The organism is Sulfurimonas sp. (genome assembly GCF_032250635.1).
Taxonomy (GTDB): Bacteria; Campylobacterota; Campylobacteria; order Campylobacterales; family Sulfurimonadaceae; genus Sulfurimonas.
Genome location: NZ_JAVVFL010000040.1, coordinates 1 through 12653, shown reverse-complemented (window position 1 = coordinate 12653; position 12653 = coordinate 1). Strand labels below are relative to the sequence as shown.

Annotated in this window: 18 protein-coding genes; 15 read left to right on the top strand and 3 right to left on the bottom strand. The window is 38.9% G+C overall.

Features of this window, described 5'->3' with window-relative positions; all coding sequences use genetic code 11:
- Positions 1-333 (bottom strand): hypothetical protein (locus RQ763_RS03985; protein WP_314151334.1); only part of this gene is annotated, 333 nt, incomplete at its 3' end.
- Positions 323-1111: a hypothetical protein gene (locus tag RQ763_RS03980; RefSeq protein ID WP_314151333.1), complete on the bottom strand. Its 789-nt coding sequence runs from the start codon at positions 1109-1111 to the stop codon at positions 323-325. The genes RQ763_RS03985 and RQ763_RS03980, both read right to left, overlap by 11 nt.
- Before the next feature lie 146 nt (positions 1112-1257).
- Between RQ763_RS03980 and htpX the strand changes: the two genes are divergently transcribed.
- From htpX to RQ763_RS03965, 3 genes are all read left to right on the top strand, one after another.
- Positions 1258-2133, top strand: coding sequence for a protease HtpX (htpX, locus tag RQ763_RS03975; protein ID WP_314151331.1), 876 nt, complete (start codon positions 1258-1260; stop codon positions 2131-2133).
- Positions 2134-2213: 80 nt separating this feature from the next.
- A complete protein-coding gene (locus RQ763_RS03970; protein WP_314151330.1) occupies positions 2214-3086 on the top strand; it encodes a J domain-containing protein in 873 nt (290 codons plus the stop codon).
- Between the two features lie 3 nt (positions 3087-3089).
- Positions 3090-3467 carry a heat shock protein transcriptional repressor HspR gene (locus RQ763_RS03965; RefSeq protein WP_314151328.1) on the top strand — a complete coding sequence of 126 codons (378 nt, stop codon included), beginning with the start codon at positions 3090-3092 and terminating at the stop codon, positions 3465-3467.
- A 5-nt stretch (positions 3468-3472) separates the two neighbouring features.
- On the opposite strand, the gene murA is transcribed toward RQ763_RS03965, so the two are convergent.
- Complete coding sequence (murA, locus tag RQ763_RS03960; RefSeq protein WP_314151327.1) at positions 3473-4756, bottom strand: UDP-N-acetylglucosamine 1-carboxyvinyltransferase; 1284 nt, start codon at positions 4754-4756, stop codon at positions 3473-3475.
- Between the two features lie 87 nt (positions 4757-4843).
- On the opposite strand from murA, the gene RQ763_RS03955 reads away from it, so the two are divergent.
- The 12 genes from RQ763_RS03955 to RQ763_RS03900 all read left to right on the top strand — a co-directional run.
- Complete coding sequence (locus RQ763_RS03955) at positions 4844-5272, top strand: hypothetical protein (protein WP_314151326.1); 429 nt, start codon at positions 4844-4846, stop codon at positions 5270-5272.
- The gene (locus RQ763_RS03950) at positions 5265-5804 is read left to right on the top strand and encodes a hypothetical protein (protein WP_314151325.1); all 540 of its coding nucleotides are present in this window, start codon (positions 5265-5267) and stop codon (positions 5802-5804) included. Before RQ763_RS03955 ends, RQ763_RS03950 begins: the two co-directional genes overlap by 8 nt.
- Positions 5798-6517 (top strand): exonuclease domain-containing protein, encoded by a 720-nt coding sequence (locus tag RQ763_RS03945; RefSeq protein ID WP_314151324.1) that lies wholly within the window; start codon positions 5798-5800, stop codon positions 6515-6517. Before RQ763_RS03950 ends, RQ763_RS03945 begins: the two co-directional genes overlap by 7 nt.
- 37 nt (positions 6518-6554) lie before the next feature.
- On the top strand, positions 6555-6920 hold the full coding sequence (locus tag RQ763_RS03940) for a hypothetical protein (protein WP_314151323.1): 366 nt from the start codon (positions 6555-6557) through the stop codon (positions 6918-6920).
- Entirely contained in the window at positions 6910-7500 is a 591-nt protein-coding gene (rsmD, locus tag RQ763_RS03935; RefSeq protein WP_314151322.1) for a 16S rRNA (guanine(966)-N(2))-methyltransferase RsmD, read from the top strand. Before RQ763_RS03940 ends, rsmD begins: the two co-directional genes overlap by 11 nt.
- 48 nt (positions 7501-7548) lie before the next feature.
- A complete protein-coding gene (locus tag RQ763_RS03930) occupies positions 7549-8592 on the top strand; it encodes a flagellar basal body P-ring protein FlgI (protein WP_314151321.1) in 1044 nt (347 codons plus the stop codon).
- Between the two features lie 9 nt (positions 8593-8601).
- Positions 8602-8886, top strand: a complete 285-nt coding sequence (locus RQ763_RS03925) for a rod-binding protein (protein ID WP_314151319.1) — start codon at positions 8602-8604, stop codon at positions 8884-8886.
- Between the two features lie 67 nt (positions 8887-8953).
- Entirely contained in the window at positions 8954-9163 is a 210-nt protein-coding gene (locus RQ763_RS03920) for a flagellar biosynthesis anti-sigma factor FlgM (RefSeq protein ID WP_314151317.1), read from the top strand.
- A gap of 29 nt (positions 9164-9192) precedes the next feature.
- Positions 9193-9621, top strand: coding sequence for a hypothetical protein (locus RQ763_RS03915; RefSeq protein WP_294931334.1), 429 nt, complete (start codon positions 9193-9195; stop codon positions 9619-9621).
- 1 nt (position 9622) lies between these two features.
- Complete coding sequence (gene flgK, locus RQ763_RS03910) at positions 9623-11506, top strand: flagellar hook-associated protein FlgK (protein ID WP_314151316.1); 1884 nt, start codon at positions 9623-9625, stop codon at positions 11504-11506.
- Positions 11507-11513: 7 nt separating this feature from the next.
- The gene (locus RQ763_RS03905; protein ID WP_314151314.1) at positions 11514-12308 is read left to right on the top strand and encodes an ABC transporter permease; all 795 of its coding nucleotides are present in this window, start codon (positions 11514-11516) and stop codon (positions 12306-12308) included.
- Positions 12309-12372: 64 nt separating this feature from the next.
- On the top strand, positions 12373-12653 hold a 281-nt coding region (locus RQ763_RS03900), incomplete at its 3' end, for a glutamine amidotransferase-related protein (RefSeq protein ID WP_409932349.1).

The following is a 12653-nucleotide window of genomic DNA, read 5'->3' as shown; positions in this document are numbered from 1 at the left end:
CATATCTACTTCATCATCTATTTTGATGTTTATTTTTTGTATTTGTAAATTAAGATTTTCTTTAATAAGCTCTTGATTTAGAGACAGGTTTTCTCTTATCTTCTTAGATGGCAGTTCAAGCCATTTTTCATCAACGATTGGTTCTCTATCTTTTACTTCACTATCTGTTTTATAGAGTGCGATTAAAGAGATACTTACATAGCCTAAAAGCAGTACAATTATGGCACCCCAAAAATATTTTTCATTTTTTGACATGCCAGATTCTGTAACTCTCTCCTCTGTTTTTTTGATTTGTAAATCTTTTTTTTCTGAATTATGGGAGTTATCTTCCATCGTTTCTCTTAATTATTTTGTTTAGTAAATAGATGACTTGGACTATAAAACGATTTAAACCTAAGATAGCCAGGGAGTTTAAAATCATGAAACTTATCCATAAAATATTTTTACTGCTCTGCTCTTCTATTGCACTATTTGACTCTTTCATTAAGAACCAGATTCGGCTATCTACCTCAGTTTGTGTTCTTAGAACAACATCAACAAAGCTGCAGTTTGAAGAGATGGAGTTTGTAGCTGCAGTGAGTGTTTCTTTTAAAGTTTCTCTCAGATATTCAGGCTCACTGCTATTTAAAAACAGGTAAGCATATCCGCAAAACAGTATTAAAGCTGAGATTTTAACAGTTGTTTCTCTGGCAAAAATCTCTAAATGTTTATCATTTACAATGTTTGCAAAAAAGTTTAAAAAAAACCTATATATCCCAAAAACTGCAGCTATGAAAAGAGTCAATAATAGGTAAAAAACAGAGTCGAAATTTATCGAAAGGTACATCAGTGATAGTGAATAGGAAATTGATAACAGAATAAAAAAGATTGAAGGTAAAACAGGAGATGTCAGAATTTTTGAAATGAGTGTGTTTTTTTTAAAATAACAGTCTCGAAAACACTCTTTTTGCTTCATTCTGATTTCTATATAACCAGAGGCAATAACGACTGTTACTATAATGGGCATTAATAAAGAAAAACAACCTAACTTATAGGTATATACCCATAATATTAATACCAAAAATATTACGGCGATGGCACCTAGAACTTGTCGAATATTAGAATAACCCATTCTCTGCCCTTCGTATAATATATTAAGTATAAATTTTTTTGCCCTAAAGAGGACCATTATCCCACATAATATTGCACTTTGTCAAGAGAGTATTTTCATTAAGCCATCTTAAACTATAATTTTAAAAAATAAAACTAGGAAGAAAAATGTTTAAAAGAGTCGGACTTTTTTTGCTTACGAACTTGGCTGTAATAGTCGTTATAAGCATTATCGTTAATATTTTCGGATTAAATAGATTTTTGAATGAGAACGGGCTTGATTTAGGCTCTCTTTTTCTCTTCTCGCTGGTTGTGGGTTTTGCAGGCTCTATCATATCTTTGTTGATGTCTAAGCAGATGGCGAAGAGGGCGGTTGGTGCTGTAGTGATAACAAATCCTACAAATCAAGAAGAGTTATGGCTTATGGATAGTGTGGCAAAGATGTCGGCAAAAGCGGGCATCAAGATGCCTGAAGTTGCAATATTTGAAGATATGAGTCCAAACGCTTTTGCAACGGGAGCTTTTAAAAATGAGGCTTTGGTGGCAGTTAGCCGTGGGCTTTTAAGAAGCATGAACCAAAGAGAAGTAGAGGCAGTGCTCGGGCATGAGATTGGGCATGTCGCAAATGGAGATATGGTCACGCTCACACTCCTGCAGGGTGTTGTTAATACATTTGTTATCTTTTTTGCTCGTATTATAGGCTACATTGTTGACAGGGTAATTCTAAAAAACAGAAGCGATAGAGTCGGAGTAGGCTACATGGTCGCAACCATTTTAGCCGAGATGGTTTTGGGTGTTTTGGCGATGATAATCGTGATGGCGTTTTCAAGATATAGAGAGTACAGAGCCGATGAAGCAGGCGCTTATCTCTCTAGCAGAGACAACATGATAGCTGCTCTGCAGGCTCTTGCGCGCTCAAAAGAGGAGCCGCATCTACCTGAGCAAATAAAGAGTTTTGGAATAAACGGCAAAGGGGTAATGGCGCTCTTTAGCACGCATCCATCGCTTGAAGATAGAATAGAGAAGCTAAGAAAATCTGCTTAAAGTTGATTGACTTTGACTCAACTCTTATGATATAATTTCGCTTAATAAAACAATAATATAAATTTTAGGAAGAGAATAAAATGAGTAAATCGTTATATGAAACACTGGAAGTTTCTGAAAATGCAAGTGAAGCAGAGATAAAAAAAGCATATAGAAAATTAGCAAGACAGTACCACCCTGACGTAAACAAAGATAAAGGCGCGGAAGAGAAGTTTAAAGAGATAAACGCCGCGTATGAAATACTTAGCGACAAGCAGAAAAAAGCACAGTACGACGCGCACGGCGACAATATGTTCGGCGGGCAAAATTTTCACGATTTTTCGCAATCTTACGGCGGCGGACAAGCCGATTTGGATGAGATTTTAAGAAGTATGTTTTCAGGCGGCGGCTTTAGCGGCGGCGGATTTAGTAACAGAGGTTTTAGCGGCGGTTTTTCGCAACAGCAACAGCAAAATCTAGATATAGAGACGAGCGTTACAATACCTTTTAGCGTTTCTATTTTAGGGGGTTCTCACTCAATTTCCGTTAACGGAGAGAGATTTGACATCAAAATCCCTGCAGGCGTAAAAAGTGGCGAGAAGATGCGCGTAAAAGGAAAAGGGCATGCGCAAGGCGGCAGAGCAGGGGATCTTTTTTTAAGCATAAATGTTGCTTCCAACCCTGAATACACCAGAGTAGATGATGATTTGGTTAAAAAGTTTGATGTTCCTCTTTATGCGGCGCTCTTTGGAGAGAAGATATCTGTTGAGACTTTGGAAAAAGAGATTAAGCTGAAAATCCCTCAAAATACCAAAAATGGACAAAGATTTCGCGTAAAAGAGATGGGCGCGATGAACAGAAAGACAAAAGAGCGTGGAAATCTCTATCTTGAAGCAAATATAGTTTTACCAAAAGTTGAAGATTTGGACGAAAAGTTGGTAGAATTAATGAAAGAAAAACTGCCAAAGGAGTAAAACATGATACATCAGTACGACGAACCGGTATATTTGATTAGCATTGTTGCAAAAGCTTTGGAGATACATCCACAGACTCTAAGGCAGTATGAGAGGGAAAATCTCATAACTCCATCAAGATCTAGCGGTAAAATAAGACTCTACTCGCAAAAAGATATAGATAGGATTAAATTGATTTTGAGGCTTACGCGTGAACTCGGCGTAAATTTGGCAGGTGTCGATGTTATTTTAAGACTAAAAGAGAATGTAGAGAATATGGAGCAAGACATAAAAGAGCTTAAAAATGATCTTTTAAAAGCTAGAAACTCTCAGACGGTCTCGAATGACAAGGCTCTTGTGACTAAAAAGAGCATCTATGAGATGATAATCTTTGAAGATTGATCAGCCTATGCTACCGGCTCTTTAAGTCTTTTTATATCCGCTCCAACATTTTGTAGCTTTACCTCTAAAGAGTCGTAACCTCTGTCTAGATGATAGATACGATGGACATTCGTTGTGCCCTCTGCTACAAGACCTGCCAAAACAAGCGCGCTGGACGCTCTTAGGTCGGTTGCCATAACGTCAGTTCCGCTTAGTTTTGATTTTCCGTTTACGGTTGCCACATTGCCGTTTAAAGAAATGCTTGCGCCCATCCTTTGAAGCTCGCTTACATGCATAAACCTATTTTCAAAAAGCCTCTCTTCGATGATGGAAGTTCCCTCTGCTTGGGTTGCAAGCACCAAAAATTGCGCCTGCATGTCGGTAGGAAATGCTGGGTACTCCTGAGTAACTATCTTTACCGGCTTGATAACTTCTGAAGGATGTATCGTTATTTCATTTTGTGTTATTGTAAATTTGCTTCCCATCTCTTGAAGTTTTGAGAGTACGGAGCCTAAATGTTTGGCGTTTACGTCTTTTAGTGTGAGTTCTGATCTGGTTATTGCCGCAGCACAGAGGTAGGTTCCCGCTTCAATGCGGTCGGGAATAACGCTAAAAGGTTCAATGCTTAAGAGTGCTCCCGCTGTTCCATAGACGGTTAACATGGCAGTTCCAATTCCATCGATTTTAACGCCGTTTGCATTTAGAATTTCACAAAGTTGTACGACTTCAGGCTCTCTTGCCGCATTTGTGATGGTTGTTACGCCCTCTGCAAGAGCCGCCGCCATAACAATATTTGCGGTGCCGGTTACGGTTATCTTGTCAAAAATAATCTCGCACCCTTTAAGACCATTAGGAGCAGTTGCATGGATGTAACCTGCTTCAATATTTATGACTGCGCCCATACTTTCAAGCGCTTTGAGATGCAAATCTACAGGTCTCTGCCCTATAGCGCATCCACCAGGAAGTGAGACTTCACAGTGCCCAAATCTAGCTAAAATAGGTCCCAGAACAAGTATGGAAGCGCGCATGGTTTTGACAATGTCGTATGTCGCTTTTGTTTGGGTTAGAGTTGATGTGTCAACCGTTGTAACATTCTCTTCCTCGCTCCATGATGAGGAACACTCAGCTCCTAGATTTGAGAGGAGCTTTAAGAGAGTGTTTATATCTGCAACATGCGGAAGATTTTTTATAGTTACGCTGTTTTTTGCAAGTATACTCATCGCAATAAGCGGCAAAGAGGCGTTTTTGGCACCGGAAATTTTTATCTCTCCATGTAGAGAGGAAGCTTTTTTAATCTGTAAATAATCCATGTTAGTCTTTGTCTTTAAAGTGGGTGATTATACCTAAAATAGTTTTGCTTTTTGGTATAATCACTTCAAGTAAACAGAGGAATAGTGATGAGTTCAGCTTTAGACAGATTAAAAAGTATAACAAATAAAATCTCTAGTTATGAGCGTGCCAGAAAAGAGAATTTGGTTCTACTTCAAGCTCTATACAACGAACTTCACATCAATGAAAAAGTCGAGGAGTTCAGTGAACTCTTTCATTTTAAGGCTATAAACCTCTCAGGCGCTTCGCTGCTTAGTGATAGTCTGGGCGAGATAAAAAAGGGCAAATATCTTCAGATACTCGCAATCGGATATGATAAAGATGCCGTTATAAAGAGCAAAAATGTCTCTTTGGGCTACTTTGGAAAAGCCCAAAATGTCGATGAGACGCTAAAGAACAAAATAGTAGAGTTCATCATCCGCTTTAGGTTTGAGAAAAGTTTCATGACGCTTGAACATTATCATGGAATGTTGGAAACGTTTAAGACAGATGAGTAGATTTTACATACTTCTTTGGCTTAGATGGGCGCTGCGTCTTACTCTTTGCAGTATTTTTTTTGCTGCTTTATTTTCATTTTTGGTAACGGTGCTTATCTACTTTTCAAGAGGATTGCCGGAGTTGACGCCCGAAATAACGGATGCGCTTTTTGATATATTTAGGTTTTGGTTTCCCGTTTTGTGGTCTTTTACAATCTTACTCGCACTTTTTCGAGGGTTGAAGCATATTTTCAACAACTGTATAAACGGTTTTGAACTCAAGCTTTTAACATGCGATGGCAACAATATAGTAGAAGTTATCGGCTATGGGGATCTGGTAAAAGTTTGGCGAAAATGGTTTATGCTGCTTATCTGGTTAGTTGGTTCAATTATGATTTTTGCACTTATCTATACAAATCTTTTTACCTCATACAGCGGACTTTTTGAGTGGTTTAATATCTACTGGCTCTATGGTTTTATACTCTTTAGCGGCTACTTCTCTTTCATCATCTTAAGCTCTAAATGTAAAAAAATCAAGATTGTCACATGTTAATATTTTTGGATTTGGAGACAACCGGTTTAGAGACCGGCGATAAAATCTGCTCCATAGGAATAATCGGAGTTTTAGAGGGTGAAGCCGTCTCGATGCATGAGCTTGTAAACGAAGGCAAAAAAATTCCTCCAAAAGCCTCAAGTATAAACCATATTACAAACGAGATGCTTAAAGATAAAGTGCCGCTCAAAGAGAGCAGCGCGTGGAAATTTCTGCATGAACACAACCAAGAAGATGCAACCCTCATCGCCCACAATATAAACTTTGACCTTAAGATGCTTGAGTCCGCAGGGTTCGCGTGGCATGGTAAAACAGTCGATACGCTTAGAGTCACAAAACATCTCATGCCAGAGTGCGAAGGGTTCTCTTTGCAGTTTTTAAGATATGAGTTAAAGCTTTATAGAGATGAGCAAAAAGAGGCGTTAAAATATGGTTTGAATGAGGGAGATTTAACGCCGCATAATGCGCTTAGCGATGCCCTGCATGTAAAGCTTCTTTATGAGTGTTTAGCAGAGATAAAGGAACATGACAAGTTGGTTGAACTAAGCCAAAAAAACGTGCTCATGCAGAAATTTGATTTTGGAAAATATAGCGGAAGGCACATAGAGGAGATAAGCATGCGCGACAGAGGCTATCTGGAGTGGATGCTTTTAAATATTGTTGATTTGGACGAAGATTTGAAGTATACCCTCAAAAGATATTTACATGGTTGATATGCTATACTTCAATCTAAAAAATTAAGGACTGTTTTTGAGAGTAGCCGTTGAGTGCAAATCACCGTTGATGCAAAAATCATTAGAACTTTTCTTGGGTAAATATCTCAGCTCCATTAAAAATTGCGACATTCTCATAAGAGACGTAAAGTGCTTTGATGATGAGAGATGTTTTTATATCTCAAGTGCTAAAGATGCAGACCTGCTAAAACCGTTTTCAAAGTCACAGCTTATTCTGGCGCTGGAAAAGAGATACAAAAGCTTGAATAAGACAAAGATCGAAGAAGAGCTTTTGGAAGATGAGTCTCTTGAGTTTGATATTTTGCAAAAGCGCATAGAATCTCTTACGCAAGAGTATCAGGCAAATATTTTAAAGGTGGTTCGCGCATTTTATGAAAAGTAACGCCATAGTCAAAAAAATAGTATCGGGAAAATTTAAAAACAAAACCTTAAAACTCCCCTCAAAAACAACGACAAGAAGCTCAAAAGCGATAGTACTTGAGTCTTTTTTTAACACTTTGCAGTTTGAGATAATAGACTCTACCTTTGTAGAACTCTTCTCAGGAAGCGGCTCCATAGGTCTTGAAGCGCTTAGCCGCGGTGCAAAAAAGGTCATCTTTATGGAGAAAGACCGTGAAGCACTAAAGGTTCTAAAAGAGAATATCGCACAGACAGATCCATCTGCATGCGAAGTTTATAGCGGCGACACATTCTCAAATATCGCAACTGTCGTAAAATCACTGCAGAGAAAAGATGAAGAGGCATATTTTTACATCGACCCTCCCTTTAGCACAAGAGAGGGGATGGAGGATATATATGACAAAACCATCGCTCTTATCGCTTCTTTGCCGAGCGAATGCGTGAAACTCATCATAATAGAGCACATGAGCACTCTGGATATTCCTCAAAACATCGGCGCTTACACAATAAAAAAATCTAAAAAATTCGGAAATACCTCTTTAACCTATCTTTATAGTGAGTAAATTGGAATAGATATTGCTGTTACATCGTTAATATTCCAAGGATTAGCGATGAGAACAATTATTTTATTTTTACTTAGCATCACCATTGTTTATGCCGCTAAGATAAGCGATGTCGCCAATATCGTGGGCGTTAGAGACAACCATCTTATCGGCTACTCGTTGGTTGTGGGTCTGCAAAAAACCGGTGACGGTACAACTTCAAAATTTACGCTCCAGTCAATCGCAAACATGCTAAAAGCTATGAATATAGATATGAACTCTATAGATATAAAGTCAAAAAACGTTGCAGCGGTCGTTGTAACGGCAGAGCTTGCTCCTTTTGCAAGACAGGGTGACAAGATAAATATAACAGTTTCATCCATCGGCGATGCAAAATCACTCGAGGGCGGAACGCTTCTTATGACTCCTTTAAAAGGGGTTGACGGCAAGATATACGCGTTAGCTCAAGGCGCTATCAGTATAGGCGGCAGAAATGGACAAGGTGGAGATGATTCTCATCCGACGGCAGGTTTGATTTATAACGGCGGTTTGGTTGAGAGAGAGATTAGTATTGACCTCTATAACCAAGAGTTTGTAACGCTCTCGCTTAAAGATGCCAACTTTCAAAACAGTGTAACAATCCAAAAAACTCTCAATGAACTCTACAGTACACAAGTTGCCGTAGCTATGGACTCAAGAACCATTAAACTAAAAAAACCGCAAAACAAGAGTATGGTGGAGTTTTTAGCAGAGGTTCAAGAGATAGACATGGACTACAATGTAAAAGACAGAATTGTAATAAACGAGAGAACGGGAACCATAATATCGGGAGTCGGCATAGAGATAAGACCAATCGTCATGACACACGGCGATATAACAATTAAAATTACCGAGCAAGATGAACTAAGCAGACCGGCAGGCTCGATGAGTGTTGATGACAACATGGTTATCGGGCTCAATGAGAACGAATTATATACAAAAACAGGAAGTACGACAGTGGCAAATCTTGTTCGTTCTTTGCAAAAACTCGGAGCTACGCCAAAAGATATTATCTCAATTTTAGAGGCTATCAAGAGTGCGGGAAGCATCTCAGCTGAGCTGAAACTAATATAAGGATAGAGGATGAACATAAATACGCAATATATACCCCAACAGCATCAACTTCCTAAGATTGACGCAAAAGCGGATGATGCAAAATTAAGAGAGCAGACCGATGCTTTTGAGTCTGTTATTTTAAAAATGTTGATGGATGATGCCATGAAGGATGAAAAAAATCTTTTTTCTCAGGAGAATGATCCGGGTGACAAGATATATAAATCCATGTACAGAGAGGAGCTTGCAAAGGCAAGTGCCGGAGGATTTGGTTTTTCTCAAATGCTTTATGACTTTTTAAGTCAGAAGAAGTAAAAGAGCTAATATTTTATCTGTTTTTGTCGATATGGCTATATTGATAAGAAGATAAAAAGGATGAGTTATGATTTCACAAGTTAATCAAGCTGGTGTTCGCGCCGCTTACACAAAGACTCTAGACGAAGAGAAGGAAGTTTCAAAAAAGACTTCTACGACTGTTTCACAGCAGGGTGATACAAGTAAGGTCGAACGGATAAAAGAGGCTCTTGAGTCCGGCGAATATAAAATAAATCTGCAAGCCCTTTCAGAGAAGATAGCTGAAGAGTTGATGTAGGTTTAATTCAAACAAATAAGGATTGTGCCATGTTGAGCTATCATTTAAAAAGCGCTATAAACGACTTAAGAGATTTAATAAAAATTACGGAGTCGGATATAGAAGATATTCAGGTGGCAAATCACAATCCTCAGTTTGATAGATTGAAATTAAAAGAGGAGAAGCTGAAGAGTTTTGAATCAAAAAAAGCTATGATAGACCATGAGATTTCTGCTCACGTGCGTCTTCATCCAGACGTAAAGTTGACTGAACTTTTAAACGAAGAGCAGCATGTCATGTTAAATGAGCTCAAAGTTGAGTTGACAAATCTTCACGCCATCAACAAGCGCTATGCAAAACTTGTGCTTGCCGTCAGTAATCTCTACAATACATTTTTAGAAAATTTAATTCCTACAGAGATGCACGGTTACAATAGAGTTGCTTCAAAAGATTCGACTATATTGAAAGTGAGAGTGTAATATGAGTTCAATATTCAATACTTTAAACATCGGCTACAGCGGGCTTTCAGCAGCGCAGGTTGGCGTTACTACTACCAGTCATAATATCACTAATGCCGAGAGCGACGGGTACACCAGACAAAGAGTCGTAACGGCAGCGGCTACACCGATATATAGTGCAGCTGGAAACGTGGGCAACGGCACCCAAATAATGGATATTTCCCGCATATTTGACAATTTTGTTTATGATAGATACACTGGAATTTCATCCGATAAAGAGTACTCTGACTTTACAAAAGGTACGCTTGAGGAGCTCTCCACTTACTTTCCGGAGATAGATGATGTCGGTATAAAGTCTGATTTAAAAGAGTATTACAATATGTGGCAGACCTTTTCAGACAATCCCGATAATGATGCAATGAAAGTGGCACTTGCAAAACAGACAGAGACTCTCTCAGCAACTATAACAGCAACTCAAAATAAAATTGTAAACCTTCAAGAGAGCATTAACGAGCAGTTGTCTGTAAATGTTAAAGAGGTAAATGCTTTAGCAGAGGAGCTTGCCGGTGTTAATAAATCTATTGAGATAGCCGAAGCAGGCGATGCTTATACCGCTAATGACTTAAGAGATAAAAGAAGTTCTATTGAGTTAAGACTTGCTAAGCTTATAGGGGCTGAATCGCATATTGAGCAAATCACCTCAAACTCGGCAATTGACAGTTCATCAAATGAAGGGTATGGAAGCTATACTTTAAGCGTTAACGGCTTTAATATAGTTGATGGTGGCTCTTTTCATCCCATACATATTTCAAGCGACAATAACCCTAACGGATTTTATGAACTCTCATACGAGAGACAAGACGGTGTGTTGATCTCTATGGATGAGAGTATTCAAGGCGGCAGAATAGGCGCAATCTTAGACCTCAGAGGAGACAAGAGACTCGATGATAATTCGGGCGTGCCAAGTAACGGTGTGCTGCAACAAGTTATAGACCAGATGGACGCTTTTGCTAACACGCTTATCGAGTCAACAAACAACCTCTATGCGGCGACTTCTACTACCAAGATGGAGTCAAATGCTCTAACTCTTAATAACACCCAATCGCTAGTCAATTCTTCTCTTAACATAAAAAAAGGGTCTTTTGACGTTGTCATGTATGACATAGATGGAAATGTAACAGCAAGAAGAACGATCAATATAGATTCGGCAACTTCTATGAGCGGTGCTGCAGGTTCCAATTCAATAGAGGGACAGTTGAGCGCACAGGGCGATGACAATAGTGATGGAAATGCAAACAACGATATTGACGACTTTTTGCAGTTTAATTGGGCTACATATCTCGACGGAGAAAATGCGGTAGAGTTTATTATGGATCCTGCTTATGCGGCAAAAGGGTATGCATTTGCAATAGAAGATAATTTGACGGATGGAAATTTTAGTACCGGTTCAAATTTTGCAGGAGCATTGGGACTCAATAGATTTTTTGACGGAAGCAATGCAAAAGATATTGATTTGAGTTTTAAACTAAAAGAGAATACGACAGATATCTCTGCGGGCAAATCGACTGTAACCGGAGATAATAGCTTGGCTATGGATATGATCCAGCAACAGTTTGAAGTGTATGACTTTAATGTTGGAAACGCAGTTTATAAATCGACTGTTTATGGCATGTTTGATGTTATCGCTACTGAAGTCGGTGTTACAACAAATCAGGCAATTTTAAACAATCAGACTATTTCGGCACAATTTAATGCTACCGAATTGGAGTACTCTTCTATCTCAAAAGTAAGCATAGACGAAGAGTTGACAAATCTTATAAAGTACCAGACGGCGTACGGTGCGGCTTCAAAGATTATTACTACGGTAGATCAGATGATGCAGACACTCCTTGGAATCAAGCAGTAGTTCATAGATGGCGAAATTTAGTATATTTATACTTCTGTTTGTTTTTCTATTCTCTTTTTTTGGCTCCTTTTTTTACTCGGTTGATGCCTACTCGTTAAATAGTAGCGCCATTTTAATTCCCCCTTCACTGGAACATCTTTTGGGCACGGACAGGCTGGGCAGAGATATTTTAGCCAGACTTATCGAGGGAGGAAAGGTCTCGCTTATTATCGGCGTCGGCAGTGCTTTTATTGCCTCTTTAATAGGTCTGATTTTGGGTTCTATGGCAGGCTATTTTCGGGGAACAGTCGACAAAGGCTTCGTTGTTTTAGTTGATTTGTTTTTGACCTTTCCGACCTTCTTTCTTCTTCTAGCACTAGTAAGTTATGTAAATGCATCGGCCCTTGTTTTGATTCTTATTATCTCAATAACCGGCTGGATGACAACGGCAAGACTTATCCGCTCAGAGAGCTTTAGCATAACCTCTCAACCCTACATAAAAATACTAAACATCGCAAAGGTAAACAAGCTTAAAATACTCTTCAAATATTACGCCCCGCTTTTGGCTCCCATATATTTTGTCAGCTTCACCTTTGGAGTAGGCGGTGCGATTTTAGCAGAGTCGGGGCTTAGTTTTTTAGGTCTTGGCATCGTAGCGCCCCAGATGAGCTGGGGTACGATTCTTAGTAGCGGAAAAGATGTTGTTGAGATTGCATGGTGGGTTAGTTTTTTCCCCGGTCTTATGATATTTTTGGTTACGTTTTCACTTATAAATATCTCAAACTACCTGCAGCAGCTGACAAACAAAAAAGAGATTCAATAAATTAAATAAGTAACACAAAAGAGCAAAAGCGATATAATGCACGCAATTGAATTTAGGATAAATTATGATTTTAATGATTGATAATTATGACAGCTTTACCTACAATATCGTTCAGTATTGCAGAGAGCTAGGGGCTGACCTTAAGATAATTAGAAATGACGAATTGAGTGTTGAAGAGATAGAGGCATTGAAGCCCGAAAAAATCATAATCTCCCCTGGTCCCGCAACTCCGGATGATGCGGGTGTTACGCTAAAAGTGATTGAACACTTTAAAGACAAAGTACCTATTTTAGGTATCTGCTTGGGGCATCAAAGTATTGCGCAGGCATTTGGAGCAAAAGTTGT